Origin of the sequence: Escherichia sp. 10290 (assembly GCF_030295155.1) — a bacterium.
Classification (GTDB): Bacteria; Pseudomonadota; Gammaproteobacteria; order Enterobacterales; family Enterobacteriaceae; genus Escherichia; species Escherichia coli_F.
Genome location: NZ_AP025741.1, coordinates 813,124 through 838,807 on the forward strand (window position 1 = coordinate 813,124; position 25,684 = coordinate 838,807).

Genomic DNA, 25,684 nt, shown 5'->3' on the forward strand with positions numbered 1-25,684 from the left:
AAATGCACTACCGGCAGGCATCTGACTTTCCGCGTGACTTTGTTAACGTCATTTACAGAAATTGACACATCAGATGCCTGCTTTACGCTACTGCGCGGTGGTAATAAATGACTGCAATTGGGCTTCGGTTTGCAAACGTTGCTGCAAGGTACTGGCTTCGGCTTTGCTGGCGAATGGGCCAAGCTGGATCCGCCAGACCGCGCCATTTTGAGTTACGCGACCGGGGACGCCGAACTTCTGTCCCAGTTGCTGTTGGTACTGTTGCGCACGCGCCTGATCGCTTACTGCCCCAACTTGCACCATAAAGTTGCCGCTAGCGCTTTGCGAGGCGGCTTGCGGTGTCACCATTGCAGGCGAGGTTGCAGGCGTTGTCGAGGGAGCTGTAACAACGGGCTGTGGTGCAGGCGTTGGTTCGCTGCCTTCCAGAACACCAGGCGCTAAGGTCGTTGGTGCGCCGAGGAAACCGCTGCTGGTTACCGGCGCGCCAGTCGGATCTTCGCTTTTTAGCGTCGAATTACTGACCGGAAGAATGTCACCCTGCGGGCCAGACACTGAACTTGTTCCTGCGCCGCCGCTTAAATCGGGAGGTGCAGGCAGGGCGTAAGTCTGTTTGGCGACTGTGGTACAAGCCATACCAGGACCAGAAAGCGAACCATCCTGGGCGACAATAATCGGATCGATACGAACTTTGGTGTTGTTTGACGTGTTAAGACGGTCAGCTGCTGCGCGAGAAAGCGAAATAACGCGGTCGTTGCCATAAGGACCGCGATCATTAATGCGCACCACGATCATTCGCCCGTTAGCCAGGTTAGTGATTCTGGCGTAGCTGGGGATCGGAAGCGTTGGATGGGCCGCCGTCAGCTGTGTCGGATCGAAAGCTTCGCCAGAGGCCGTCAGGTTACTGCCTGGTTCGGCATCATAGATTGCCGCCAGTCCCGCCTGGCTAAATCGAGACGGATCCTGCACGATTTTGTAGCTTTTACCATCGCGCTGGTAATCCTGATTTGCCGTCGCGTTCAGTGGTTCGAAACGCGGGTCCGCCCCGCTAATTTCAACTATGGGGCCGTTACATACCGCAGGCTGCGGTACACTTACCGTCTGTTGCTGACCATCATCGCTTGTACATGCCGCGAGCATTCCTGCCGCGATGCAGATCCCGAGCCACTGCTTACGCATTGCGCACCTCTTACACGCTTTTCGACAACATTTTCCTGTGGGTGTGGATTGACATTACAATCCCGAACCCAGCCATCAGCACAATTAGCGCCGATCCTCCATAACTGACCAGTGGGAGCGGAACCCCTACAACCGGCAGAATACCGCTTACCATACCAATATTTACGAAGACATAAACGAATAATATCAGCATTAAGCCGCCAGCCATGACGCGACCAAAGGTGGTTTGCGCTCTGGCGGCTATCCACAGCCCGCGCATGATCAGCAGAATGTAGAGAGCGAGCAGAATCAAAATGCCCACTAATCCCAGCTCTTCCGCCAGTACCGCGAAGATAAAGTCGGTATGGCGTTCGGGTAGAAATTCAAGTTGTGACTGAGTGCCATGCAGCCAGCCTTTGCCGCGTAATCCGCCGGAGCCAATAGCAATTTTAGACTGAATAATGTGATAGCCCGCGCCGAGTGGGTCTGATTCCGGGTCCAGGAGCATCATTACGCGCTGGCGCTGGTAATCATGCATCAGGAAGAACCACAGAATCGGAATGAACGCCGCTACCAGCACTACTGCGACGCCAATCAGACGCCAGCTAAGGCCAGAGAGGAACAGTACAAACAGACCAGAAAGCGCAACGAGGATTGATGTTCCCAGGTCAGGCTGTGCAGCCACCAGCAGCGTGGGCATAAATATCAGCACCAGCGCGATGCCAGTGTTCTTCAACGATGGCGGGCAAACGTCGCGGTTGATAAAGCGCGCAACCATCAGTGGTACGGCTATTTTGGCAATTTCCGACGGCTGAAAACGAACAATACCGAGGTCCAGCCAGCGTTGAGCACCTTTAGAGATGGCACCGAAAGCATCTACCGCCACCAGCAAAATAATACAGATGATATAGAGATAGGGGGCCCAGCCTTCATAAACGCGTGGAGGAATTTGCGCCATCACCACCATGATGACCAGACCCATCGCGATTTGGCCGATTTTACGCTCCATCATGCCAATATCCTGACCGCTGGCGCTCCAGATAACCAGGGCGCTGTAAACCAGCAATGCCAGTAAGATCAGCAGCATTGTGGGATCGAGATGGACTTTATCCCAGAATGTTTTTTTATTCGGATTATCCGTCATGATTAATGGTCCTCCGCTGCGGCAACCGCTGGATTTTCCGCAGGCAGATCGGTGTTGTTATCACCCAGCATAATGTGGTCGAGGATCTGGCGCATCAGCGTACCAACCGCCGGACCCGCGCCACCGTTCTCCAGAATCATGGCGACAGCCACTTGCGGATTGTTGTATGGCGCAAAGGCTGTCATCAGTTTGTGGTCACGTAAACGCTCGGCAATTTTGTGCGCATTATAGGTTTCGTTCGCTTTCAGACCGAAGACCTGAGCGGTACCAGATTTCGCCGCAATTTTGTACGGTGCGCTGGCAAAGTATTTATGCGCCGTACCGTTAGGGCGGTTAGCAACACCGTACATACCGTCTTTCGCCAGCTCCCAGTAACCGGAATGAATATCGCCGACGGGCGGTTCATGCGGTTGTACCCATGGCACCTGTTTGCCGTCTTCGGCGGTGCTCATCAGCAAATGTGGAACTTTCACGATACCGTCATTAATCAGGATCATCAGTGCCTTACTCATCTGGATTGGGGTCGCTGTCCAGTAACCCTGACCGATACCAACCGGAATGGTGTCACCCTGATACCACGGTTTTTTAAAGCGTTTCTGTTTCCATTCACGGGTAGGCATGTTGCCGGAACGTTCTTCCGCCAGGTCGATACCGGTGTAATGACCATAACCGAATTTACCCATCCATTCGGAGAGGCGATCGATTCCCATATCGTAGGCCACCTGATAGAAGAAGGTATCCGCAGATTCTTCCAGCGATCTTGTGACATTCAGACGCCCGTGGCCCCATTTTTTCCAGTCACGGTAACGTTTTTCCGAACCTGGCAGTTGCCACCAGCCTGGGTCAAACAGCGTCGTATTACGCGTGATCACTCCTGCGCTCAATGCCGAAACCGCCACATAGGGTTTAACTGTAGACGCGGGAGGATAAACCCCCTGTGTGGCGCGGTTCACCAGCGGTGTATTTGGGTCGTTCAGCAAGGCGGAATAATCTTTGCTGGAGATACCGTCAACAAACAGGTTTGGGTCATAACTAGGCGTGGAAACCAGCGCCAGCACCCCACCTGTACGCGGATCGGTGACTACCACCGCTGCGCGGCTACCCGCCAGCAGCGTTTCAATATATTGCTGCAGTTTGAGATCCAGCGTCAGGTAAATATCGTGTCCGGCTTGCGGTGGCACTTCTTTTAACTGGCGGATAACACGCCCACGGTTGTTAACTTCAACCTCTTCATAACCGGTCTGACCGTGCAGCACGTCTTCATAGTAACGCTCAATGCCCAGCTTACCGATATCATGCGTTGCCGCATAGTTGGCCAGTTTGCCGTCATTATTCAGGCGTTCGACGTCTTTATCGTTGATTTTCGACACATAGCCGATAACGTGGGTCAACGCCGAACCGTAAGGATAGTAACGACGCTTATAGCCTTTAACTTCGACACCCGGAAAACGGTACTGATTGACGGCAAAGCGTGCCACTTGTACTTCAGTCAGGTTAGTTTTCACCGGAATGGAGGTGAAACGGTGTGAACGTGCGCGCTCTTTTCGGAATGCAGCAATATCGTCATCGGTCAGATCAACCACGCTGCGCAAAGCGTCCAGCGTTTGCTGCACGTTATCGACTTTCTCCGGCATCATCTCTATCTGGTAGATAGTGCGGTTAAGTGCCAGAGGGATACCGTTACGGTCGTAGATAATGCCGCGGCTGGGCGCGATAGGCACCAGCTTAATGCGGTTTTCATTAGATCGGGTCTGGTAATCGGTAAAGCGAACAATTTGCAGATTATACAGGTTGGCGATAAGCACGCCGGTCAGCAGCAAAATCCCCAAAAAGGCGACCAGCGCCCGGCGCACAAACAGCGCGGACTCTGCCGTATAGTCGCGAAAAGAGTTCTGTAGTTTCATCCGCTGCGTTTTCTACTCAAAGCTCCCTTATCACTCACGGTGATAAGGATGGTTGGTGGTGATGCTCCACGCCCGGTACAGACTCTCTGCGACCAGCACGCGAACCAGCGGATGGGGAAGGGTAAGCGCCGACAGCGACCAGCTCTGCTCCGCCGCCGCTTTACAGGCAGGCGACAACCCTTCAGGCCCGCCAATCAGTAGACTGACGTCGCGACCATCCAGTTTCCAGCGTTCCAGCTCAGCGGCTAACTGCGGTGTATCCCAGGGCTTGCCTGGAATATCGAGGGTGACAATGCGGTTTTTGCCTGCGGCCGCCAACATCTGCTCACCCTCTTTGTCGAGTATGCGCTTGATGTCCGCATTCTTGCCGCGTTTTCCGGCCGGAATTTCAATCAGCTCGAAGGGCATATCTTTCGGAAAACGACGCAGGTACTCGGTAAAACCGGTTTGTACCCAGTCCGGCATTTTCGTTCCCACGGCGACAAGTTGCAGCTTCACGCATTAACTCCAGAGTTTTTCCAGTTCATACAGGCGACGGCTCTCTTCCTGCATGACATGGACAATCACATCGCCCAAATCCACGACAATCCAGTCGGCACTGTTTTCACCTTCTACGCCGAGCGGCAACAGGCCCGCTGCGCGAGACTCCTGCACAACGTGGTCAGCAATGGACATAACATGACGGCTGGACGTACCCGTACAGATGATCATGCAGTCGGTGATGCTGGATTTGCCCTGAACGTCTAAGGCGATGATGTCCTGACCTTTGAGGTCATCAATTTTGTCGATAACAAAATCCTGGAGTGCTTTACCCTGCAAGTTTTCCCCCTGGGTGAATCAAATAGATAAAAATGGTCTGTCAGTATACCTGAACCAGAGGCGATTTCGGGACAATTGTCGCCGAATCGGCTTTCGAAAGTGGGCTATCATCCCACCCCGCGCCGCAGATTGCATCGCCATTTTTGTAAAACAATTTCTACAAAGTCGTGTCTGGCGAAAAAAGTCTGGCTGCGGAGAATATCAGCCTGCCCGGGGCTGTCAATGGTCGTTGCGGCTTACCCGTAAAAAAACAGAAAAGTCATGTATTCTCGACCCCGATGGCACGGCTATTGAGGACGCGTAACGTCGCGAATTTTTGGTTGATATCAATGGCGCTCCAACACCCCTGGTCAACGCGAAAATGCCACATAGCCTCGGCAGGCATGCCAATTAAACGAGCGATTAACAGACTCAGTACACCCTGATGGCTGACGACTAAAATATTCTGATAGTGCTGAAATTCACTAAGCCTTGCGATAAACCGTTCCACACGTTGTGAAAATGCCTGAAATCCTTCACCGTTCGTGGGGATAGCATGCTGCCAGTCATTGCACCACGCGCTATAGTTTTCGGCATCTTCTTGCATGAGGTCGCGATGATGTCGCATCTCCCAGTCGCCAAAAAACATTTCGTTGAGTTCAGGGATGATTTGCACGGGGAGCTGGCGATCACTGAGAACCCGTCGCGCGGTATGCTGTGCCCGTTCCAGTTCACTGCATAAAACCAGGTCAAAGGAAACACCATGTAGCAGCGTATGCAGATTTTGCACTTGCTCAATACCGCGCGCAGTCAGGGGTGTGGGAGCATGACCGCTGTACAGACCATCGATATTCGCTTGCGTTTCGCCATGACGAATTAACCACAGTCGCATCATGCCCTCCGTAACGACAGGTATCAGCGATACAAGCCTTGTTGGTTAATGTAAGTCAGTACCGGTTCCGGCAATAAATCCTCACACGATTCACCGTTTTGCAAACGTTCGCGGATGATGGTCGCCGAGATGTTAAACCACGGCGTTTCAGCCAGATAAATTTTACCGGCAGGCTGAAGGTGAAGATCTTCCGGGTTATGTGTCAAATGATCTTCCAGCCATTGCTGGTATTGCGGTTGCGCCATTTCAAGTGGGTAACCGGGACGCCGACAGACGATCAAATGTGCATTGTCGAGTATCGTTTCGTATTCGTACCAGGTTGGAAAGGTGAGCAGTGAATCCTGGCCAATAATAAATGCCAGCGGCACATCTGGCCCTTGTTCCTGCCGCCATTCTTTCAGTGTTTGTGCAGTGTAAGAGGGAGAATTGCGCTTTAGCTCGCGTTCATCAAGAGTAAACAGTGGCTTGTCGGCAATCGCCAGTTCAAGCATGTGTTTACGCTGCACGCTGGTTGCTTCCGGCTGGGGACGATGCGGAGGAACATTATTAGGGATGATGGTGACTCGCGTCAGACCAATCAAGTTCGCCAGCGTTTCCACGGGCTTAAGATGACCATAGTGCACCGGATCAAAGGTGCCACCAAACAGAGCCTGTAAAGATTTCATATCAACCGTCGATAAATACGTCCGCCAGGGGTTTATGGCACAACAGAAGAGATAACCCTTCCAGCTCTGCCCACACTGACTGACCGTAATCTTGTTTGAGGGTGAGTTCCGTTCGTGTCAGGAGTTGCACGGCCTGACGTAACTGCGGCTGGCTTAAGCGATTTAACGCCTCACTCATCATGCCCCGGCGGTTCTGCCAAACGCGATGTTTATCAAACAACGCACGCAGTGGCGTATGGGCAGACTGGCGTTTCAGGTTAACCAGTAACAACAGTTCTCGTTGTAATGTGCGCAACAAAATAACCGGCTCGCTGCCTTCCAGACGCAGTTGCTGAAGAATATGCAACGCGCGCTTACTTTTGCCCATCAACAAAGCATCAACCCAATGAAAAGGGGTGAAATGCGCGGCATCATTCACCGCCTGTTCAACGCGCGGTAATGTCAGTTTGCCGTCTGGCCAGAGTAGCGATAAACGCTCCAGTGCCTGGGCCAGCGCCAGCAGGTTACCTTCATAACAGTAGCAGAGCACTTGGTTTGCCGCGTCATCCAGTTCTAAGTTGAGCTGTTTTGCACGCGCAGCAACCCAGCGGGGAAGCTGAGCCTGCTCCGGCGTCTGACAGGTCACCTGCACGCTGCGATTCGCAAGAGCAGTAAACCAGGCAGCATTTTCTTGCGCTTTGCTTAATTTATTACCGCGGACGACCAACAGCAGGTCGTCATGCAGAAGTCCAGTGAGCGTGAGAAGTTGTTCATTGATCGCCGCATTCGGTCCGTTTTCTGGTAATAACAGCAATAGCGTTTGTCTACTGGCAAACAGACTCATGGCCTGGCATAACGAAAAGACCGCATTCCAGTCAGTGTTGGGATCAATGGAAAAAGTGTGGTGTTCTTCGAATCCGTGTGCCGCAGCGACCTGACGAATAGCGTCCTGGCTTTCCTGCAGTAACAGAGGATCGTTACCAAGTAAAAGATACGCCGCGCGCAGCCCTTCATTGAGCTGCGCGCGGAGTTGTTCTGGGTACAACCGAATCATCAGTTACCCAGCGTGGTTGAGACGCGTGCAGGCGTTGCCGGAGTATCCGTTGTGGTCGACGTCTGTTCTTCATCGGAACGAATATCCGCAGCACGGATGCTTGGCAGCTTACGAATCAGCTGTTCGGCAGCACGGTCGTACATCTCTTTTACGATCATGTCTTGTTCGTTATCTTTCGCTAACGCCATTTGCGGGTTATCGAAGAACGAACGGAAGACTTTGGCGCTAATCGGGTAGATGTCACGGCCGGGGATCAACACGGTCGCATTGACCGTCATGATCATCTGATACTCTGCTGTTTGACCGTTACGGAATACCGATGCGGTATCTTTCGCGATGCTCACTTTACCCAAACGCAGGGATGGAACGTCCTTACGGGTGGTTTCTTTATCAAGCAACTCGACACCGTTCAGACGTAACTGGTTACGCACCGCACGACTTAACGGCCCGTTCGGGTCGCCAGAGTCCAGGATCATGACCTTCATAGTGGAAGGAACCTGCGTAGTATCACGCAGATGCCAGCCACACCCGGCGGTGATTAACACCGCCAGAGATAACAACAATGTTGCCAGATATCGCACGCTTCCTCCCGCGCTTAGCCAACGACCAGATTGAGGAGTTTACCCGGTACGTAAATCACTTTACGCACGGTAACGCCATCAAGATATTTTGCTACCAGATGTTCCTGGCCAGCACGTTCGCGAACCTGTTCTTCCGTTGCGTCCACCGGAACAGTGATTTTGGCACGGACTTTACCGTTAACCTGCACCACCACCAGGGTGGAGTCTTCCACCATCGCTTTTTCGTCAGCAACCGGCCACGGCGCGTTGTCGATATCGCCTTCGCCTTTCAGTTCCTGCCACAGCGTGAAGCAGATGTGCGGGGTGAACGGGTTAAGCATACGGACTACCGCCAGCAGCGCTTCCTGCATCAGGGCGCGATCCTGCTCGCCATCGGTCGGTGCTTTCGCCAGTTTGTTCATCAGCTCCATAATTGCCGCAATCGCGGTGTTGAAGGTCTGACGACGGCCGATATCATCGGTCACTTTAGCGATAGTTTTATGAACATCGCGACGCAGTGCTTTCTGATCTTCAGTCAACGCGTCGACATTCAGTGCTGCAACATCACCTTTTGCAGTGTGCTCGTAAACCAGTTTCCAGACACGTTTCAGGAAGCGGTTAGCCCCTTCCACGCCAGACTCCTGCCATTCGAGAGTCATATCCGCCGGAGAAGCAAACATCATAAACAGACGAACGGTGTCCGCGCCGTAACGTTCAACCATCACCTGAGGGTCGATACCGTTGTTCTTCGACTTGGACATTTTGCTCATGCCGGTATAAACCAGTTCATGGCCTGCCGAGTCTTTCGCTTTCACGATACGGCCTTTCTCGTCACGTTCAACGATAGCATCAACTGGGGAAACCCAGTTACGCTCGCCGTTTTCGCCAACATAGTAGAAGGCATCCGCCAGCACCATACCCTGACACAGCAACTGTTTTGCTGGTTCGTCAGAGTTCACCATGCCTGCATCACGCATCAGTTTATGGAAGAAGCGGAAGTAGAGCAGGTGCATAATGGCGTGTTCGATACCACCAATGTAGATATCCACCGGCAGCCAGTAGTTGGCCGCTTCGGAATCCAGCATACCTTCTTTGTACTCAGGGCAAGTGTAGCGCGCATAGTACCAGGAGGACTCCATAAAGGTGTCGAAAGTATCGGTTTCACGCAGCGCAGGCATACCGTTAACGGTGGTTTTCGCCCACTCAGGATCAGCTTTGATTGGGCTGGTAATGCCGTCCATCACCACATCTTCCGGCAGGATCACCGGCAGTTGGTCGTCCGGGGTCGGCATTACAGTACCGTCTTCCAGCGTCACCATCGGAATCGGCGCGCCCCAGTAACGTTGACGGGAAACACCCCAGTCGCGCAGGCGGTAGTTCACTTTACGCTCGCCAACGCCCATCGCAGTCAGTTTATCGGCGATGGCGTTGAAGGCCGCTTCATGGTCAAGACCGTTGAACTCGCCAGAGTTGAACAGCACGCCTTTTTCAGTCAGGGCTTGCTGAGAAAGATCTGGCTCAGAACCGTCAGCTGCCAGGATAACCGGTTTGATATTCAGGCCGTATTTAGAGGCAAACTCGTAGTCGCGCTGGTCGTGACCCGGAACCGCCATAACTGCGCCCGTGCCGTATTCCATCAATACGAAGTTTGCTGCCCAAACGGGAATTTCTTCGCCCGTTAATGGGTGAACCGCTTTAAAGCCAGTATCGACGCCTTTTTTCTCCATCGTCGCCATTTCAGCTTCGGCAACTTTGGTGTTACGGCATTCGTCAATAAAGGCGGCCAGTTCAGGATTATTTTCCGCCGCTTTCTGTGCCAGCGGATGACCTGCCGCTACCGCCAGGTAGGTACAACCCATAAAGGTGTCCGGGCGGGTAGTGTAAACGGTCAGCGTGTTGTCATAGTCGTTAACGTTGAAGGTGATTTCCACTCCTTCGGAACGACCGATCCAGTTACGCTGCATGGTTTTAACGGTGTCTGGCCAGTGATCCAGTTTATCCAGATCGTTGAGCAGCTCGTCAGCGTAAGCGGTGATTTTGATAAACCACTGCGGGATCTCTTTACGCTCAACTTTGGTATCGCAGCGCCAGCAGCAGCCGTCGATAACCTGTTCGTTCGCCAGTACGGTCTGGTCGTTCGGGCACCAGTTGACCGCAGAAGTCTTCTTATATACCAGGCCTTTTTTATACAGCTCGGTGAAGAATTTCTGTTCCCAACGGTAATATTCCGGCGTACAGGTTGCCAGCTCGCGGCTCCAGTCATAACCAAAGCCCAGCATTTTGAGCTGGTTTTTCATGTACGCGATGTTGTCGTACGTCCACGGTGCTGGCGCGGTGTTATTTTTCACCGCTGCGCCTTCCGCAGGCAGACCAAACGCGTCCCAGCCGATTGGCTGCAGAACGTTTTTGCCCAGCATGCGCTGGTAACGGGCGATCACGTCACCGATGGTGTAGTTACGTACGTGGCCCATGTGTAGTCGACCAGAAGGATAGGGAAGCATAGACAGGCAGTAATACTTCTCTTTGCTCTCGTCTTCTGTTACTTCAAATGTGCGCTTCTCATCCCAATGAAGCTGTACTTTGGATTCTATCTCTTCCGGGCGGTATTGCTCTTGCATGGCAGCCAGTGGTCCTGTTTTCAATACGGCTACAAAAGTAGCGTTAGAGGTGGTTTTTCAGATCCGCATAGCATAGCCCAAACGTCCGCGTCAAAACAGCCTTTCGCGCACTCGACGTTGAAATGATGCCCGGATTATTCATACATTAATTTACAGAGTTTGTGGGCGTAATAGCAAAGCAAGGAACAAAGAACGTCTATTATTATAGTCAGTTAACGACCCGGGAGATGAAACGATGAACAAGGTTGCTCAATATTACCGTGAACTGGTCGCGTCACTGAGCGAACGCCTGCGTAATGGCGAACGTGATATCGACGCACTGGTGGAACAGGCGCGCGAGCGCGTAATAAAAACAGGGGAGTTAACGCGAACCGAGGTCGATGAGCTGACGCGAGCTGTCAGACGTGACCTGGAAGAGTTCGCCATGAGCTATGAAGAGAGCCTGAAAGAAGAGTCTGACAGCGTCTTTATGCGGGTGATTAAAGAAAGCCTCTGGCAGGAACTGGCGGACATTACCGATAAAACGCAACTTGAGTGGCGCGAAGTTTTCCAGGATCTCAATCATCACGGGGTTTATCACAGCGGGGAAGTCGTAGGTCTGGGGAATCTGGTCTGCGAGAAATGTCACTTCCATCTCCCAATCTACACACCGGAAGTGCTGACGCTATGCCCGAAATGTGGTCATGATCAGTTCCAGAGACGCCCGTTCGAGCCTTAATGGTCCGATTTCAAACAGCAATAAAGAGAATATGGGCCGAATAAAATTCCCCGGCCCTTGTTTTTATCTCTACAGTAAATCTTCAATCTCACGGATTTTTTGACTGACATCCCTGGTACCGGATGACTGAGCTTTACGATACAGATCGAGAGCCTGTCGGAGATCGACAGGTCTTCCTTCTCCGTAATGATACATAATGGCAAGGTTATACCAGGCAGTGGCATTATCGCATTCAGCGGCTTTCGTAAACCATTCAAAGGCGGCCTGATAATCCTTCTCAACGCCTTGACCGTGTTTATACATATAGCCGATGTTAACGTAAGCGCCGACGCTTTCCTGAGCGGCAGCCTTCAGATACCAGTACATCGCTTGCTTATAGTCCTGGTCCACCCCTTCGCCAGCGTTATAATCCCATGCAATTTGAAACTGGGCATGCCGATTACCCTGCTGTGCGCTTTTCAAATACCAGAATGCGGCGAGTGTCTTGTTTTGAGCAACACCTTTACCGTCTTCATAAAGATCGGCCAGATTGTCTTGTGCGTAACTATGGCCTTGCAATGCAGCTTGTTTGTACCAGAAAAATGCCAGCGCATAATCTTGTGTGACTCCGTTGCCATTTCTGTACATCCACCCAAGATTATTTTGCGCATAAGACATTCCGCTCTCCGCGGCTATCTGATACCAGACAACCGCTTCTTTATAGTTGGGGTCTTCTCCACGATCCAGTATCCAGCCAAGGGCGTTGGAAGCGAAAGTATGTCCTTGTAGGGCTGCTTTTTTCAGCCAAAAGATGGCTTGCTCATTATCTTTATGACGGCTTTTATCCTCGGTATACTTTTGCCCTAAGGAATATTGTGCTTCACAATGACCTTGCTCAGCGGCCAGCTTCAGCCAGTAAAAGGCCTTTTCGTCGTCCGGAGAGTCAATTGCGCTATCGCGATTATAATAAAACCCAACAATATATTGAGCCTCGCAATCGCCTTTTTCAGCACGTTCGATAATCTCATCTATTGATAAATTATCGCAGCAACTTGACGTAAAAATCATTATCATTTCCTTATGGTTGTAGATAAAACATATTATATTTTTATGTATTCCATTTTTGCGTAAGCCTTATTTTATGCGTATTATGTTGCGTCAGAAAAGTATAAATAACTGAGTCTCGCAATGTAGTTTACATTCATTAAATAAATGTTTAAGGATAAATTATATGGACATGGAGTCGCAAAAAATATTGTTTGCACTTTCCACTCCGATGGAAATACGCAATGAATGCTGTTTACCTTCGCATTCATCCCCCAAAATGTATTTAGGTACACGCTTTTTTGACCTTTCTTCCTCATGGGGAATTGATGACCGTGAAGACCTGTTGCGGACAATTCATCGAATGATGGATAACGGTCATGCTGCGCGGTTGGCTGGTTTTTATCACCGCTGGTTTCGTTATTCTCCATGTGAATGGCGTGACTATCTTGCTGAACTAAATGAGCAAGGTCAGGCTTATGCGCAGTTTGTCGCCAGCACTGCCGAATGTTGTGGCGAAGGCGGTATAAAAGCCTGGGATTATGTCCGTATGGGTTTTTTAAGCCGGATGGGCGTACTTAATAACTGGCTCAGCGAAGAAGAAAGCCTGTGGATCCAATCGCGTCTTCACCTGCGGGTGCTACGTTATTATACCAGCTGGCGGCAGTATTTTGCCGGTTATACCTTTGGCCGGCAATACTGGCAGTCTCCTGATGATGACAATTTACCGTTATTGCGGGAAACATTGGCACGTAAAGAATACGACGATTCCGGCAATGATATGTTTTATCAATTAATTGCCAGTGACGATGCATATTACGCGACCTTACCCTGGCAACCACTGGCTGACTACCCCACATGTCCGGAAACGCTTAATGATATGAGCGACCTATGAAAAATTGCTGGAATATTCTCGAAATAGAGGAAACGACTGACGTCGATATTATCCGCCGCGCTTATCTGGCGCTGTTACCGTCCTTTCATCCAGAAACCGATCCGCAGGGTTTTAAACAACTTCGTCAGGCGTATGAGGACGCGCTACGGATTGCGCAGTCGCCTGCTAAATCTGTTTGGCAACCAGAAGAACATGAAGTTGCAGAACATGAAATTCTGCTCGCCTTTCGTGCGTTACTCGCCTCTGATAGCGAACGTTTTCTGCCCTCTGCCTGGCAGCGATTCATTCAGCAATTAAATTATTGCTCGATGGAAGATATTGATGAATTACGCTGGTCGCTGTGCACAATAGCCATGAACACTGCCCATTTATCCTTCGAGTGCGTGGTGTTATTAGCAGAAAGATTGCGGTGGTTGCAGGAGGAAAACGTCGGGGAAATAGACGAAGAAGAACTGGAATCCTTTTTATATGCCATTGCGAAGGGGAATGTTTTTAACTTCCAGACCATTCTGCATCTGCCCGTTGCCGTACAAAATGACACCATTGATTTTTACCAAATGTTCGCGCGGATTTGGTCATCGCATCCAGAATGGCTGACATTGTATTTAGCGCAACATCGCGCAGTGATTATCCCCGATGATGCAAATTTGCACAGAAATTTACTCCGCTGGTATAGCACAAGCCGTCTGGATATCCCCGAACTTCTGGATTACGCCCGGTCGTGGCGGGTAGCTGAACCTGATAATGAAGATGCGCGTTATTATGAATACGCGCAACGCGTCTATTGTGGAGAAGGCGAAAGCCTGCTGGCAGAACTTTGTGACTTCTGGCGCGAGTATCCCTCCACCCAGGCGGATGCTTTAATGTTGCAATGGTGCCGTCAGCATCGGGTCGATTATTACCCGTTAGTGGTGATGATGATTGAAGCGCGTGATCTGGTTAACGATCAGGGAAAACCGCTACTTTATGTCCCTGGTGACAGCGCTCGTACGCGTTTTCATTTATACGAAATACTCAGTGATGAAAAACTCTCTGCGCTGGGGCGTTCTCTGGTCGAGATGGTTTTGCACAAAGGACGTAAGCCGCGGATCTCACTCACGCGTGATACAGAACATCCCTTATGGCCATTATATTTAGTTGCTAAACAATTAGTTCAGGCCAGCCAACCGACAGAAGAATCATTAATGCCGATCGTCAGCCGCCTTGATGCAGAAGATCGTTGTCCACTGGAAGCATTAATGATTCGTCGATTATTAATTCAGGCGGCAAATTTTACCGAGAAGCAAACCGTCGAACCGGAGCCGCAACCGCAGTCGATGCTCGTTGACGATGGTGGGCCGGGCTGCCTGGGCGTCATCAAAATTATTTTCTACATTTTTATCTTTGCCGGTTTGATAGGGAAAATACTCCATCTGTTCGGGTGACAGTCGACGTTAATGTGCGGGAAGCTCTGCAAGTAATCTTTCCGCATTTTTATAATGTTGCTCTGCCGCCAGTTCTAACCATTTGCGAGCTTCATAATTGTTGGTGCTAATGCCCGTGCCGTTTCTGTAGATCAAACCCAACGTGTATTGTGCATGAACATGCCCTTGTTCAGCTGCTTCCTTATACCAGAGAATTGCTTTACGGGTATCGGGATTGACTCCCAAACCTTTCAGGTAGATCCATCCCAGTTGACTTTGCGCGCGTGGATTTTCCTGTTCCGCTGATTGCTCATACCAGTATCTCGCCTTTGTATAATCCAGAGGCTTACCATCGCTACCATGAAGATAAAATTCGCCAAGTCTATATTGCGACGTTGAGTGACCATGAATGGCGGAAAGCTCTGTTGCTGCCGTGGTAAACGGAAGACTGCCCGGTGAGCTTAAATAATCAAAGACATAATTCGCCATAGCTTTATCGCGCAGGGTCGTTTTCTTGGGTTGGCTAATACAGGTAATTGCCGCAACTATAAATATTGCGAATATATACATTAATTTTTTATTCATGCTTGAATACTTCTATTTTCTTTTATTTTGAAAACGTCAAGTTTATACTCATCGATAATAAAAAAGTAGTCAGTTAATGCACTTAAGGGATTATTAACAAATGAATAAGGAAGAACAATATCTTCTTTTTGCGCTTTCTGCACCCATGGAAATACTTAATCAGGGTTGCAAGCCAGCGCATGACTCGCCAAAAATGTATACCGGGATAAAAGAATTCGATCTCTCATCATCCTGGGGAATAAATAATCGTGATGATTTAATTCAGACTATTTATCAGATGACCGATGATGGTCATGCCAATGATTTAGCTGGCTTATATCTGACATGGCATCGCTCTTCCCCTGAAGAGTGGAAAGCATTAATTGCTGGCGGCTCGGAGAGAGGGTTGATTTATACCCAATTCGTTACCCAAACCGCTATGTGTTGTGGGGAAGGGGGAATCAAAGCCTGGGATTATGTGCGGATGAGTTTTTTATCACGGGTTGGTGTGCTCAACAAGTGGCTGACGGAAGACGAGAGTTTATGGCTGCAATCGCGTGTCTATATACGAGCACACCATTACTATCACAGCTGGATGCACTATTTTTCCGCCTATTCGTTAGGGCGTCTCTACTGGCAATCTTCTCAGTGCGAAGACAACGCTTCGCTACGCGAGGCGCTAACCCTGTACAAATACGATAGCGCCGGGAGTCGGATGTTCGAAGAGCTGGCAGCGGGAAGCGACCGTTTCTATGCCACGCTTCCCTGGCAGCCATTAACTGTCCAGCCTGAATGCCCGGTAACGCTTAAGGATGTAAGCGACCTATGAAAACATGTTGGCAAATCCTCGAAATTGAAAGCACGACGCAAATAGAAATTATCCGCCAGGCTTATCTTGCTCGCTTACCGTTGTGTCATCCCGAAACCGATCCGCAGGGGTTTAAAGCATTACGCCAGGCCTATGAAGAGGCGCTGCGACTGGCGGTAAATCCTGTCGAGGAAGCAGATGATGAAGAAAAAGATGCCGCCGCTGAACATGAAATACTACGTGCATTCAGGGCATTACTGGATTCTGAAAGTGATCGTTTTCAGCCCTCCGCCTGGCAGAAATTTATTCAGCAATTAAATACCTGGAACATGGAGGATGTCGATCAATTACGCTGGCCGCTGTGTGCAGTCGCTATAGAAGCGCGATATCTTTCATTAAATTGTGCTTCTTTGCTGGCAGAGCGTTTGAACTGGCATTCGTTTAATGACAGCGAAGGAATGGATGAGGAAGAAAGGGAGGCTTTTCTTGAGGCCATTCAGGCTGGTGATTGTTTCGATTTCCTTAGCCTTCTGGAATATCCCGTCGCGTTGCAGAACCAGACTGTTGAGTATTACTTCGCGCTGGAACGCTGCTGCCGTTACCATCCTGACTATGTCACTGCGTTTATGGCAATGGAAGGTCCGTGGTTCATTCCTGATGATGCGAAGTTGCATCGCAAATTGTTGCGCTGGTATAGCTCGGTGCAAACAGGTATGGCGGAACTCATTTCTGTAGCGCAACAGTGGCAAACGGAAGAACCAGAAAGTGAAGATGCCCGATATTACCAGTGTGCGCAACAGTTGTACTGCGGCGAGGGTGAAAGCATGCTTGCCGATCTCTGTGGTTACTGGGAAAGTTATCCATCTACACAAGCCGATAATTTATTACTGCAGTGGAGTGCGCAACATTGCCCGGATTACTTCGCGCTGTTAGTGATGGTTATCGAAGCGCGAAGTATGGTTGATGCGCAAGGTAAGCCGCTAAAATATGTTCCTGGTGAGAGCGCCCGGACGAGGCTGTTATGGGCGGAAATTTTACATAGCGGAAAATTATCGCCGTTAGGTCAATCGTTTATTGAGTCGTTATTCTTCAAACGCAAAGCATGGGCATGGTGGAAATCGAGAGTCGGTAGCGAGACAGAACAAGATTCACCGTTACTGGATTTGTATCGGGTAGCGGAACAGGTTGTGCTGGAAGCGTTCCCGAAACAAGAGATGCTGGCCCGTCTTAATACAAGGCTGGAAGGTGGAGATGCTCATCCATTAGAGGCCATTATCACGCGGATGCTGTTGACGAAAGTGAAACTCGAGCCGGAGGATGAAGATGTCGATGAGCCAACACCTGAAAACCACGAAGAAAAAAATGATGAGGATGAAAAACCACAGAGCATTACCAGCATTATCAAAATCAGCTTAACGGTGCTGGTGATAGGCTATGCTCTCGGAAAAATCGCGATGTTGTTTAGCTGAGGATGTGTTTTTTGCGCCGATGCCGGATGCAGCGTTTACGCCGCATCCGGCAGCCGTGTTTATGGGATCTCAATGGCTAAATAATCGCTCGCCCGTCGCCGAACTTCATCGACGCGGGCCATATCGTTTGACTGCAACGCCGCATCAAAATCGGTGATCACCCGGCCGATCTCTTCTCGCTCGTCACCCAGCGCCCGCGCCCACAACTCTTCCAGTTTGGCCTTAAAGGTGCGGTTGATGAGCATATCGCGCGGATAAATTTTCAATGCGGATAACCGCGTCCGACTCTCTTCAATCTGCTGTGCGCTCAATGTTACAGGACTGTGGTTAATGACTCTGGACTTAACGCTGCCGTCTTCCAGAAGCACGTCAACTTCAAGCAACCCGTTGATATCATAACTAAAGCGAATATCAATCGACTGATAAGCCCCGGTTTTCTTCAACGGCACATCGAAGGATTCTACCAGAATGTTATTTTTAACTTTGTGGTTTTCTCCCTGATAGACGTTAACCGTAATTGAATCCTGTTCCGGGTGCATGGTCGAGTAAGTTTCTACACGCGACACCGGTACAGTGGTGTTTCGTTCAATAATCGGTGAGAAAATGCCGGAAACGCCCTGGCGGTTAACTTCAACACCTAAGGAGTAGGGGCAAATATCGGTGAGGATCACTTCTTCAATGTCTTCGCTGCGTAAGCGGCAGGCGGCCTGGATTGCTGCTCCCAGCGCGACAATAGTACTCGGGTCGTAACTTTGATACGGTAATTTGCCAAACAGACGCACGGCGATTCGCTGCACCAGCGGCATTTGTGATGCGCCGCCAACCAGCACCAGACTGTCGATTTGACTTGGCTTCAGACGTGCATCGCGCAACGCCTGTTCAATCGGCACTCGCAAGCGATTGAGCAGCGGCAACCACAAATCTTCCAGTTCGTTCTCGTAAAATTCGCACTCACGCGTTTCTTCCTGATACTGCCAGCTAATTTGCAGCGGTAATTGATTGCTGCATTTTGCCGCTTCCACGCTGGTGTACAGGGCTGCCAGCTCACTTTCGTTGAGCATGTTTTTAGCCACTGCGGAGCGTTTTAAAACTTCATCCACCAGCATATGAGTAAAATCTTCGCCGCCAAGAAAGTTATCTCCCGCGGAGGCGTGAACTTCAATCACCGGCGTGGCGTATTCGAGCACCGTGACGTCAAACGTGCCACCACCGAGATCAAAAACCAGCGAGCGGGTATTTTGTTGCGTATGCAGGCCATATGCCATCGCAGCTGCTGTGGGTTCATTAATTAAGCGTACCGCATTTAACCCGGCTAACTCCGCTGCTAAACGGGTATGCTTGCGTTGTTCATCGCTGAAATAAGCCGGAACGGAGATCACCACATCTTTAATCGGACGTTGCAGAAATTCTTCGGCATCTTCTTTTAATGAGCGTAATACTAAAGAGGACAGTTCTGGTGCGTTAAATGTGTCGCTGCCTAACCGCCAGTTGGTATTACTGCCCATTGCACGTTTAAATAACGCTGCCGTTTTATCCGGATGCGAAGTGCGCCGTGATACAGCGGGTTTTCCGACTAAAATATGATTATTTTCATCCATGCTAATTATGGATGGTGTTAAATATTCACCGAACTTATTTGGAATTAATTGCGCGGCACCGTCTTTCCAGACGGCAATTAAACTATTGGTAGTGCCGAGATCGATACCAATGGCGAGTTCTGCATTATCCATTGCATTTATATCTTGAAAGAAAAAGAGATAAACAGATTAAGACCACCTTGTGAACGCGTGGTGATCTTAATCAATGTGGTGTGTTAAGCGTAAAATTTCAGACGATCAGCCAGTAAATCAACAAAGCCCTGACGATCAACATCGACCATTACAGTAGCATTCGGTTTATTGCCGGTCAGATAATAATAATCAACAACCGTCATGCCCTGAGTATATTTCCCCTGTGTTTCCACGCCAACCCAGCGCTCAACAGTGGTAAACAACTCCGGTTTTAACAGCCAGGCGATGGTGCATGGGTCATGCAGCGGTGCGCCAACAAAGCCCCATTTTTCGTCTTTATGATATTCGAGGAAGAAATCCAGCAGTTCGGCAACAATGGTTGAAACAGGGTTGCCAATCGCGCGGAAACACTCGGTGTCTTCAACGTGGATTTGCGCTTTATGAGTAACATCCAGACCGGCCATCACCACCGGGATCCCTGACTGGAAAACAATTTCTGCCGCTTCCGGGTCAACATAAATATTAAACTCGGCGGCTGGCGTCCAGTTACCAAGCCCCATTGCGCCGCCCATAATCACGATACGGGCGATTTTGCTATGCAGTTCCGGATGGCTATTGAGCAGCAAGGCAACGTTAGTTTGCGGCCCGGTAGAAACAATCGTGACAGGTTCCGCACTTTCACGCAGCGTTTTCGCCATCAGCTCCACCGCCGTACAGTTTTGCGGTGCGAACGTCGGTTCCGGTAATGCCGGGCCGTCGAGACCGCTTTCGCCGTGCACATTGTCCGCGATAATCAACTCACGCATTAACGGTTTTACCGCGCCGCCTGCTACCGGAATATCGGTGCGATTGAGCAAGGTCAGCATACGCAGAACATTGCGTAAGGTTTTTTCTGGAGTCTGGTTTCCGGCGGAAGACGTAATTGCTTTGACATCAAGCTCTGGTGAGGCGAGGGCAAGAACTATTGCGATAGCGTCGTCATGACCTGGGTCGCAATCTAACAGAATTGGCAGTGCCATTGTTGCTCCTTGTTGTGTGCTTCTTTGCGACAAGGGTACCGCCAGGATGTAACAGATACGAGGAGCGAAACGATAAAGCGTGAGATGGCGCGCACTTGGGTATGCGCGCCAGAGTGATTAATGCAGGATTTTCGCGAGGAAGTCTTTTGCGCGGTCCGATTTCGGATCATCGAAGAAAGCATCTTTCGGCGAGTCTTCAACAATTTTACCCTCGTCCATAAAGATCACCCGATTCGCCACTTTGCGGGCAAAGCCCATTTCGTGGGTCACCACCATCATGGTCATTCCTTCGTTCGCCAGTTCGACCATCACGTCCAGCACTTCGTTGATCATCTCCGGATCCAGCGCTGATGTCGGTTCGTCGAACAGCATCGCAATAGGGTCCATGCACAATGCGCGAGCGATTGCCACACGCTGCTGTTGACCGCCGGAAAGCTGCGCTGGAAATTTATTGGCATGTGCGGAAAGTCCTACGCGCTCCAGTAATTTCAGGGCTTTTTCACGAGCGGGCGCTTTATCGCGTTTAAGCACTTTTACCTGCGCCAGGGTCAGGTTTTCAATAATCGACAAATGAGGGAACAGCTCGAAATGCTGGAACACCATCCCGACGCGGGAACGCAGCTTTGCCAGATCGGTTTTCTTATCATTAACCACGATGCCATCGACGGTGATTTCACCTTGCTGCACCGGTTCGAGGCCGTTGACGGTTTTAATCAGTGTTGATTTGCCGGAGCCTGACGGCCCACAAACCACCACTACTTCACCTTTTTTCACTTCGGTTGAGCAGTCGGTCAGCACCTGAAAGTGACCATACCATTTTGAAACATTTTTCAGGGTAATCATTATGCTGTCCTTCTTTTCAAGTAGCTGACCAACAACGATGCGCTAAGGCTAATAACGAAATAAACAAACCCGGCAAACAGAATCATTTCGACCTGTGTACCATCACGCTCACCAATGGTTGAGGCGGTACGGAAGAAATCGGCCAGAGATAACACATACACCAGCGAGGTATCCTGGAAAAGTACGATGCCCTGAGTGAGCAGCAGCGGCACCATCGCGCGGAACGCCTGCGGCAGAATAATCAGTTTCATCGACTGCCAGTGAGTCATCCCCAACGCCAGCGCGGCGCTCGACTGCCCACGGGAAATACTTTGAATACCGGCACGGATAATCTCTGAATAGTAGGCCGCTTCAAACATCGAAAACGCCACCATCGCCGAAATTAAACGGATATCATTTTTTGGCGATAATCCCAGCACGTTTTGCAGAAATCCCGGCACAATCAGGTAAAACCATAGCAAAACCATGACTAACGGGATCGAACGGAACACGTTAACGTAGGCTTTGGCAAACCAGGCAATCGGCGCAAAGCTGGACAAGCGCATCACTGCCAGCATCGTACCCCACAAAATACCAATGACCACCGCCGTGATGGTGATTTTCAGGGTGATCACCAGCCCGTCGAGCAGATATGGCAGGGAAGGAACAATGGAACTCCAGTCAAACTCGTACATTATTTGCCCCCCATGTTGCCGGGCAGGCGAACTTTACGTTCAACCAGCGTCATCACCAGCATGATAAAAGCGTTAATCAACACATACGCCAGCGTAATGGCGGTAAATGACTCCCAGGCGTGGGCCGAGTAGTCGAGCAATTTACCGGCCTGCGCCGCCATATCCACCAGACCGATGGTCGAGGCGATGGCGGAGTTTTTCACCAGGTTCATCATCTCAGAGGTCATTGGCGGGACGATAACGCGATAAGCGTTAGGCAACAGTACGTAGCGGTAAGCCTGCGGTAGCGTCAGACCCATTGCCAGCGCGGCATTCTTTTGCCCACGCGGCAACGACTGAATCGCGGCGCGTACTTGTTCGCAAACACGAGCTGCAGTAAACAGTCCCAGACAGAGCATGGAGGAGAGGAAAAACTGAATATTGGGGTCTAGTTCTGCCTTAAACCACATGCCGATTTTTTCCGGCAACAGTTCAGGGATAACCAGATACCAGGTAAAGAATTGCACAATCAACGGCACGTTGCGGAACAGTTCGACATACAACGTACCCAGACCGGAGAGAAAACGGTTTGGAACGGTACGTAAAATGCCGAAAAATGAACCGACGAGGAAAGCGATAATCCAGGCGCAGATCGACAAAGCAATCGTCACCTGAAAACCACTCCAGATCCAACCAAGATAGGTGGTGTTGCCGAACGGGGCTTGTTGTAAAAAAATACCCCAGTTCCAGTCTATAGACATAAATCTACTCCAGAAAAAAGAGGGTAGCAGCGTTAACTGCTACCCTCGAAGATTGTTACCCAGCGTATTGCGGTTTTCAGGCCCGATGGGGAACGACCATCAGGCGTATAGTCTGTCCGTGCTACGTAACAATCGAGAGGGCTGGAATTTCCGCCCCTGGTTCTTGTAATTAGTTCAGTGCCTTGTCATTCGGTTCTTTGAACAGTGCTTTCATTTCGTCCGACAGTTCGAAATTCATGTTCAGGTTTTTCGGCGGAATTGGATTTTTGAACCACTTATCAAACCATTTTTCCGCTTCACCGGAGGTCTGCACCTGAGCGATAGTGTCATCCATCAGCTTTTTGAACTGCGGATCGTCTTTACGCAACATGCAACCGTAGGCTTCCTGAGACTGCGGCTTGCCGACGATTTCCCAGTTGTCTGGTTTCTTCGCTTTCGCTCGCTCACCGGCTAACAGAGCGTCATCCATCATAAAGGCAACGGCACGACCGCTTTCCAGGGTGCGGAAAGAGTCACCGTGATCTTTGGCGCTGATGATGCGCATATTCATTTTTTGCTCTTCATTCAGTTTGTTGAGCAAAACTTCAGAGGTAGTGCCGGAAGTAACGACTACGGCTTTGTCTTTCAGGTCGGCAAAATCTTTGATATCGCCGCCTTTTTTGGTCAGCAGGCGCGTACCGACCACGAAAATAGTGTCAGAGAAAGCCGCCTGTTTTTGGCGTTCGACATTGTTGGTGGTAGAACCACATTCAAAATCGAAAGTGCCGTTTTGCAGCAGCGGAATACGGTTTTGTGAGGTGATCGGAATCAATTTCACCTGCAAGTCCGGTTTGTTGAGTTTCTTTTTCACTGCTTCAACAATGGCGTTGGAGTAATCCTGCGAGTAACCCACCACTTTTTGCTGATTGTCGTAATAAGAGAAAGGTACTGAAGATTCACGGTGACCGACGACAATCACACCGTTTTTGGCGATTTTGTCCAGCGTACTGCCCGCTGCCGGGGCGGCGTCATCTGCCTGTGCCAGGCCTGCGGAAAGCGCCAGGGCCAGGATTGCTGTGGCAGGTTTACGTAATTGCATATCCAACTCCTTTATCTTCTGCGTTAAGAACGCATGGATACCCGTTGTGAGTGTTTGTGTTGTTATCATCTGCAACTTTATTGTGCAGTGTTGTGTTTGTTAGGTAACATTTAGTTTGGCTAAATGTAAAGATATTGATGTTTTATTGTTTGTTTTTGCGAGATGCGCCGCACCATTCCGAAGCAAAACTCTTAAAATGCACTCTTTTGGTGCTACCGGTGGATTGCTATGGTGCAACCGGGTTGTACTGACGCGGGTTCAAGCTTTGCCTTGTATAACAAAGCAATAGATGTGCCAAAGTTGGATAGGGGAATTTTGTCATCCGGATAACGCACTGATACCACATCCGGCGAGCGTGCCGAAATACGGGATGTATTCCGGCACGATAAGAAGGGATTATTTACGTCGTTGACGCAGACTCATCAACACAGCGGCAAAACCAAACAGTGCCGTCAGCACCCACAGCGGCCAGTTGCCGGTACGTGCGTACGGTGTGAGTCCGGTGGTCGGCGTCACATTAGTGGTTAACACTTCGCGGGTGAATTGCGGGATCATCGCCTGAATCTCACCCTGCGGGCCAATCACCGCCGTAATGCCGTTGTTGGTGCTACGCAGCAGCGGGCGCGCCAGCTCCAGCGCACGCATTCGCGCCATCTGAAAGTGCTGCCATGGGCCAATAGACTTACCAAACCACGCATCGTTGGAGATAGTCAGCAGATAGTCGGTATCCGGGCGGAAGTTATCGCGCACTTGCTCGCCGAGAATGATCTCGTAGCAAATAGCCGCAGTAAGCTCAATACCATTTACCGACAGCGGTGGTTGGATATATGGTCCACGGCTGAATGACGACATCGGCAGATCAAAGAACGGTGCTAACGGACGCAGAATCGACTCCAGCGGGACAAACTCGCCAAACGGTACCAGATGGTTTTTGTTATAGCGATCGGCTGATTCGTAGCTATACGGTGCACCTTTACCCAGCGTGATGATGGTGTTGTAGGTATCGTAGCGATTCTGCTTATTGAGACGCGCGTCGACAATCCCGGTGACCAGCGAGCTACCTTTATCACGCAACTCACCGTCCAGTGCTTTGAGGAACGGCTGCTGATTAATTTCCAGGTCGGTTATCGCCGACTCCGGCCAGATAATCAGCGATGATTTGCCCATCAGCGGTGCCGTTGCGTTGTAGTAAATCTTCAGCGTATTGAGAAGCTGGCCTTCATCCCACTTCAGCGATTGCGGAATGTCGCCCTGAACCATCGAAACCTGAATGGTTTTCTCCGGTTGCGGGGTGAACCACTGGATGTAACGCAGCGGGAAGGGAAGGGCGAACAGCACGACGGCCACCACCAGCGGACGCCAGTTGCGTTTGACCAACGCCAGTGCCAGCAGGCCGCTTACCATCATCAGCAGGAAGTTAATGGCTTCCACGCCCATTATCGGTGCCAGTCCTTTTAACGGACCGTCAATCTGGCTATAGCCGAACTGCAACCACGGGAAGCCAGTCAGCACCCAACCGCGCAGAAACTCGGTCACTTGCCAGAGAGCAGGGGCGGCAATCGCCACGCGCAGCCAGGTGGTTTTCGGCCACAGACGCGACAGTACGCCAGCAAACAGTCCGGTATACAGCGACAAATACGCCGCCAGCAGCACCACCAAGAAGATGTTAACCGGGCCAGGCATTCCGCCAAAGGTCGCGATGCTGACATAGACCCAGTTAATACCGCTGCCAAACAGGCCAAATCCCCAGCAAAAGCCAATAGTGGCAGACTGGAGTGGACGGCGGTTAAAGGTCAGCGCCTGAAGCCCCATCAGCGAAATAATCGCCGCAGGCCAGACATCGTAAGGAGAGAAGGCCAGCGTTCCGCAGGCACCGAATAATAACGCCAGCAGCAGGCGAATGCGCTGGCGTTCAATTAATGAGGCAAAAGCCATGTAGTTATCTATCCAG

24 protein-coding genes are annotated in these 25,684 nt (G+C 50.5%); 5 read left to right on the forward strand and 19 right to left on the reverse strand.

Annotation, left to right across the window (positions count from 1 at the left end; all coding sequences use genetic code 11):
- Positions 1-87: 87 nt before the first annotated feature.
- The 10 genes from rlpA to leuS all read right to left on the reverse strand — a co-directional run bounded on the left by rlpA (position 88) and on the right by leuS (position 10,769).
- Positions 88-1,176 carry an endolytic peptidoglycan transglycosylase RlpA gene (gene rlpA / locus QUE74_RS03865; RefSeq protein ID WP_001231428.1) on the reverse strand — a complete coding sequence of 363 codons (1,089 nt, stop codon included), beginning with the start codon at positions 1,174-1,176 and terminating at the stop codon, positions 88-90.
- Between the two features lie 10 nt (positions 1,177-1,186).
- On the reverse strand, positions 1,187-2,299 hold the full coding sequence (gene mrdB, locus QUE74_RS03870; protein WP_000131719.1) for a peptidoglycan glycosyltransferase MrdB: 1,113 nt from the start codon (positions 2,297-2,299) through the stop codon (positions 1,187-1,189).
- Between the two features lie 2 nt (positions 2,300-2,301).
- Positions 2,302-4,203 (reverse strand): peptidoglycan DD-transpeptidase MrdA, encoded by a 1,902-nt coding sequence (gene mrdA / locus QUE74_RS03875; protein WP_000776191.1) that lies wholly within the window; start codon positions 4,201-4,203, stop codon positions 2,302-2,304.
- Positions 4,204-4,233: 30 nt separating this feature from the next.
- The gene (gene rlmH, locus QUE74_RS03880) at positions 4,234-4,701 is read right to left on the reverse strand and encodes a 23S rRNA (pseudouridine(1915)-N(3))-methyltransferase RlmH (protein WP_000776104.1); all 468 of its coding nucleotides are present in this window, start codon (positions 4,699-4,701) and stop codon (positions 4,234-4,236) included.
- A 3-nt stretch (positions 4,702-4,704) separates the two neighbouring features.
- Positions 4,705-5,022, reverse strand: a complete 318-nt coding sequence (rsfS, locus tag QUE74_RS03885; protein WP_001161664.1) for a ribosome silencing factor — start codon at positions 5,020-5,022, stop codon at positions 4,705-4,707.
- 259 nt (positions 5,023-5,281) lie between these two features.
- Positions 5,282-5,893, reverse strand: a complete 612-nt coding sequence (locus tag QUE74_RS03890; protein ID WP_001241880.1) for an adenosylcobalamin/alpha-ribazole phosphatase — start codon at positions 5,891-5,893, stop codon at positions 5,282-5,284.
- A 23-nt stretch (positions 5,894-5,916) separates the two neighbouring features.
- Entirely contained in the window at positions 5,917-6,558 is a 642-nt protein-coding gene (nadD, locus tag QUE74_RS03895; RefSeq protein ID WP_000838896.1) for a nicotinate-nucleotide adenylyltransferase, read from the reverse strand.
- Position 6,559: 1 nt separating this feature from the next.
- The gene (gene holA / locus QUE74_RS03900) at positions 6,560-7,591 is read right to left on the reverse strand and encodes a DNA polymerase III subunit delta (RefSeq protein WP_000620501.1); all 1,032 of its coding nucleotides are present in this window, start codon (positions 7,589-7,591) and stop codon (positions 6,560-6,562) included.
- The gene (gene lptE / locus QUE74_RS03905) at positions 7,591-8,172 is read right to left on the reverse strand and encodes an LPS assembly lipoprotein LptE (RefSeq protein WP_001269673.1); all 582 of its coding nucleotides are present in this window, start codon (positions 8,170-8,172) and stop codon (positions 7,591-7,593) included. Before lptE ends, holA begins: the two co-directional genes overlap by 1 nt.
- Before the next feature lie 14 nt (positions 8,173-8,186).
- A complete protein-coding gene (gene leuS, locus QUE74_RS03910) occupies positions 8,187-10,769 on the reverse strand; it encodes a leucine--tRNA ligase (protein ID WP_001157894.1) in 2,583 nt (860 codons plus the stop codon).
- 235 nt (positions 10,770-11,004) lie between these two features.
- Here leuS and QUE74_RS03915 point away from each other — a divergent pair, with 235 nt between their 5' ends.
- Entirely contained in the window at positions 11,005-11,487 is a 483-nt protein-coding gene (locus QUE74_RS03915; protein ID WP_001044880.1) for a zinc ribbon-containing protein, read from the forward strand.
- 69 nt (positions 11,488-11,556) lie between these two features.
- Here the strand turns inward: QUE74_RS03915 and ybeQ are convergent, their stop codons facing one another.
- Positions 11,557-12,534, reverse strand: coding sequence for a Sel1 family TPR-like repeat protein YbeQ (gene ybeQ, locus QUE74_RS03920; protein WP_000578174.1), 978 nt, complete (start codon positions 12,532-12,534; stop codon positions 11,557-11,559).
- A gap of 163 nt (positions 12,535-12,697) precedes the next feature.
- Here ybeQ and QUE74_RS03925 point away from each other — a divergent pair, with 163 nt between their 5' ends.
- Positions 12,698-13,405 carry a DUF1266 domain-containing protein gene (locus QUE74_RS03925; RefSeq protein WP_000367047.1) on the forward strand — a complete coding sequence of 236 codons (708 nt, stop codon included), beginning with the start codon at positions 12,698-12,700 and terminating at the stop codon, positions 13,403-13,405.
- Positions 13,402-14,829, forward strand: a complete 1,428-nt coding sequence (locus tag QUE74_RS03930; protein ID WP_000786629.1) for a J domain-containing protein — start codon at positions 13,402-13,404, stop codon at positions 14,827-14,829. The genes QUE74_RS03925 and QUE74_RS03930 overlap by 4 nt, the downstream gene beginning before the upstream one ends.
- A gap of 9 nt (positions 14,830-14,838) precedes the next feature.
- Here the strand turns inward: QUE74_RS03930 and QUE74_RS03935 are convergent, their stop codons facing one another.
- Positions 14,839-15,393 carry a tetratricopeptide repeat protein gene (locus QUE74_RS03935; RefSeq protein WP_001035664.1) on the reverse strand — a complete coding sequence of 185 codons (555 nt, stop codon included), beginning with the start codon at positions 15,391-15,393 and terminating at the stop codon, positions 14,839-14,841.
- Between the two features lie 100 nt (positions 15,394-15,493).
- Here QUE74_RS03935 and QUE74_RS03940 point away from each other — a divergent pair, with 100 nt between their 5' ends.
- Both QUE74_RS03940 and djlC read left to right on the forward strand, forming a co-directional pair.
- Positions 15,494-16,201: a DUF1266 domain-containing protein gene (locus tag QUE74_RS03940; protein ID WP_001030932.1), complete on the forward strand. Its 708-nt coding sequence runs from the start codon at positions 15,494-15,496 to the stop codon at positions 16,199-16,201.
- Complete coding sequence (djlC, locus tag QUE74_RS03945) at positions 16,198-17,649, forward strand: co-chaperone DjlC (protein ID WP_001354847.1); 1,452 nt, start codon at positions 16,198-16,200, stop codon at positions 17,647-17,649. Before QUE74_RS03940 ends, djlC begins: the two co-directional genes overlap by 4 nt.
- Positions 17,650-17,708: 59 nt before the next feature.
- Here the strand turns inward: djlC and hscC are convergent, their stop codons facing one another.
- From hscC to lnt, 7 genes are all read right to left on the reverse strand, one after another.
- Entirely contained in the window at positions 17,709-19,379 is a 1,671-nt protein-coding gene (hscC, locus tag QUE74_RS03950; RefSeq protein ID WP_000367901.1) for a molecular chaperone HscC, read from the reverse strand.
- Between the two features lie 83 nt (positions 19,380-19,462).
- Positions 19,463-20,398 (reverse strand): pyrimidine-specific ribonucleoside hydrolase RihA, encoded by a 936-nt coding sequence (rihA, locus tag QUE74_RS03955; protein WP_001207516.1) that lies wholly within the window; start codon positions 20,396-20,398, stop codon positions 19,463-19,465.
- A 117-nt stretch (positions 20,399-20,515) separates the two neighbouring features.
- Entirely contained in the window at positions 20,516-21,241 is a 726-nt protein-coding gene (gene gltL, locus QUE74_RS03960) for a glutamate/aspartate ABC transporter ATP-binding protein GltL (RefSeq protein WP_000631384.1), read from the reverse strand.
- Positions 21,241-21,915, reverse strand: coding sequence for a glutamate/aspartate ABC transporter permease GltK (gene gltK / locus QUE74_RS03965; protein WP_000272807.1), 675 nt, complete (start codon positions 21,913-21,915; stop codon positions 21,241-21,243). The genes gltL and gltK overlap by 1 nt, the downstream gene beginning before the upstream one ends.
- Positions 21,915-22,655: a glutamate/aspartate ABC transporter permease GltJ gene (gltJ, locus tag QUE74_RS03970; RefSeq protein WP_000020941.1), complete on the reverse strand. Its 741-nt coding sequence runs from the start codon at positions 22,653-22,655 to the stop codon at positions 21,915-21,917. The genes gltK and gltJ overlap by 1 nt, the downstream gene beginning before the upstream one ends.
- A 169-nt stretch (positions 22,656-22,824) precedes the next feature.
- A complete protein-coding gene (gene gltI / locus QUE74_RS03975; RefSeq protein WP_001309342.1) occupies positions 22,825-23,733 on the reverse strand; it encodes a glutamate/aspartate ABC transporter substrate-binding protein GltI in 909 nt (302 codons plus the stop codon).
- A gap of 396 nt (positions 23,734-24,129) precedes the next feature.
- Entirely contained in the window at positions 24,130-25,668 is a 1,539-nt protein-coding gene (gene lnt / locus QUE74_RS03980; RefSeq protein ID WP_000853067.1) for an apolipoprotein N-acyltransferase, read from the reverse strand.
- Between the last annotated feature and the right edge of the window lie 16 nt (positions 25,669-25,684).

Bases quoted from the DNA above. Each gene is read 5' to 3' on its own strand.
- leuS (WP_001157894.1), bottom strand. From the start codon at position 10,769: ATGCAAGAGCAATACCGCCCGGAAGAGATAGAATCCAAAGTACAGCTT.
- QUE74_RS03930 (WP_000786629.1), top strand. From the start codon at position 13,402: ATGAAAAATTGCTGGAATATTCTCGAAATAGAGGAAACGACTGACGTC.
- gltL (WP_000631384.1), bottom strand. From the start codon at position 21,241: ATGATTACCCTGAAAAATGTTTCAAAATGGTATGGTCACTTTCAGGTG.
- nadD (WP_000838896.1), bottom strand. From the start codon at position 6,558: ATGAAATCTTTACAGGCTCTGTTTGGTGGCACCTTTGATCCGGTGCAC.
- holA (WP_000620501.1), bottom strand. From the start codon at position 7,591: ATGATTCGGTTGTACCCAGAACAACTCCGCGCGCAGCTCAATGAAGGG.
- QUE74_RS03940 (WP_001030932.1), top strand. From the start codon at position 15,494: ATGAATAAGGAAGAACAATATCTTCTTTTTGCGCTTTCTGCACCCATG.
- QUE74_RS03890 (WP_001241880.1), bottom strand. From the start codon at position 5,893: ATGCGACTGTGGTTAATTCGTCATGGCGAAACGCAAGCGAATATCGAT.
- djlC (WP_001354847.1), top strand. From the start codon at position 16,198: ATGAAAACATGTTGGCAAATCCTCGAAATTGAAAGCACGACGCAAATA.
- mrdB (WP_000131719.1), bottom strand. From the start codon at position 2,299: ATGACGGATAATCCGAATAAAAAAACATTCTGGGATAAAGTCCATCTC.
- rihA (WP_001207516.1), bottom strand. From the start codon at position 20,398: ATGGCACTGCCAATTCTGTTAGATTGCGACCCAGGTCATGACGACGCT.
- gltI (WP_001309342.1), bottom strand. From the start codon at position 23,733: ATGCAATTACGTAAACCTGCCACAGCAATCCTGGCCCTGGCGCTTTCC.
- hscC (WP_000367901.1), bottom strand. From the start codon at position 19,379: ATGGATAATGCAGAACTCGCCATTGGTATCGATCTCGGCACTACCAAT.
- mrdA (WP_000776191.1), bottom strand. From the start codon at position 4,203: ATGAAACTACAGAACTCTTTTCGCGACTATACGGCAGAGTCCGCGCTG.
- ybeQ (WP_000578174.1), bottom strand. From the start codon at position 12,534: ATGATTTTTACGTCAAGTTGCTGCGATAATTTATCAATAGATGAGATT.
- QUE74_RS03915 (WP_001044880.1), top strand. From the start codon at position 11,005: ATGAACAAGGTTGCTCAATATTACCGTGAACTGGTCGCGTCACTGAGC.
- gltJ (WP_000020941.1), bottom strand. From the start codon at position 22,655: ATGTCTATAGACTGGAACTGGGGTATTTTTTTACAACAAGCCCCGTTC.
- gltK (WP_000272807.1), bottom strand. From the start codon at position 21,915: ATGTACGAGTTTGACTGGAGTTCCATTGTTCCTTCCCTGCCATATCTG.
- QUE74_RS03935 (WP_001035664.1), bottom strand. From the start codon at position 15,393: ATGAATAAAAAATTAATGTATATATTCGCAATATTTATAGTTGCGGCA.
- rlpA (WP_001231428.1), bottom strand. From the start codon at position 1,176: ATGCGTAAGCAGTGGCTCGGGATCTGCATCGCGGCAGGAATGCTCGCG.
- QUE74_RS03925 (WP_000367047.1), top strand. From the start codon at position 12,698: ATGGACATGGAGTCGCAAAAAATATTGTTTGCACTTTCCACTCCGATG.
- lnt (WP_000853067.1), bottom strand. From the start codon at position 25,668: ATGGCTTTTGCCTCATTAATTGAACGCCAGCGCATTCGCCTGCTGCTG.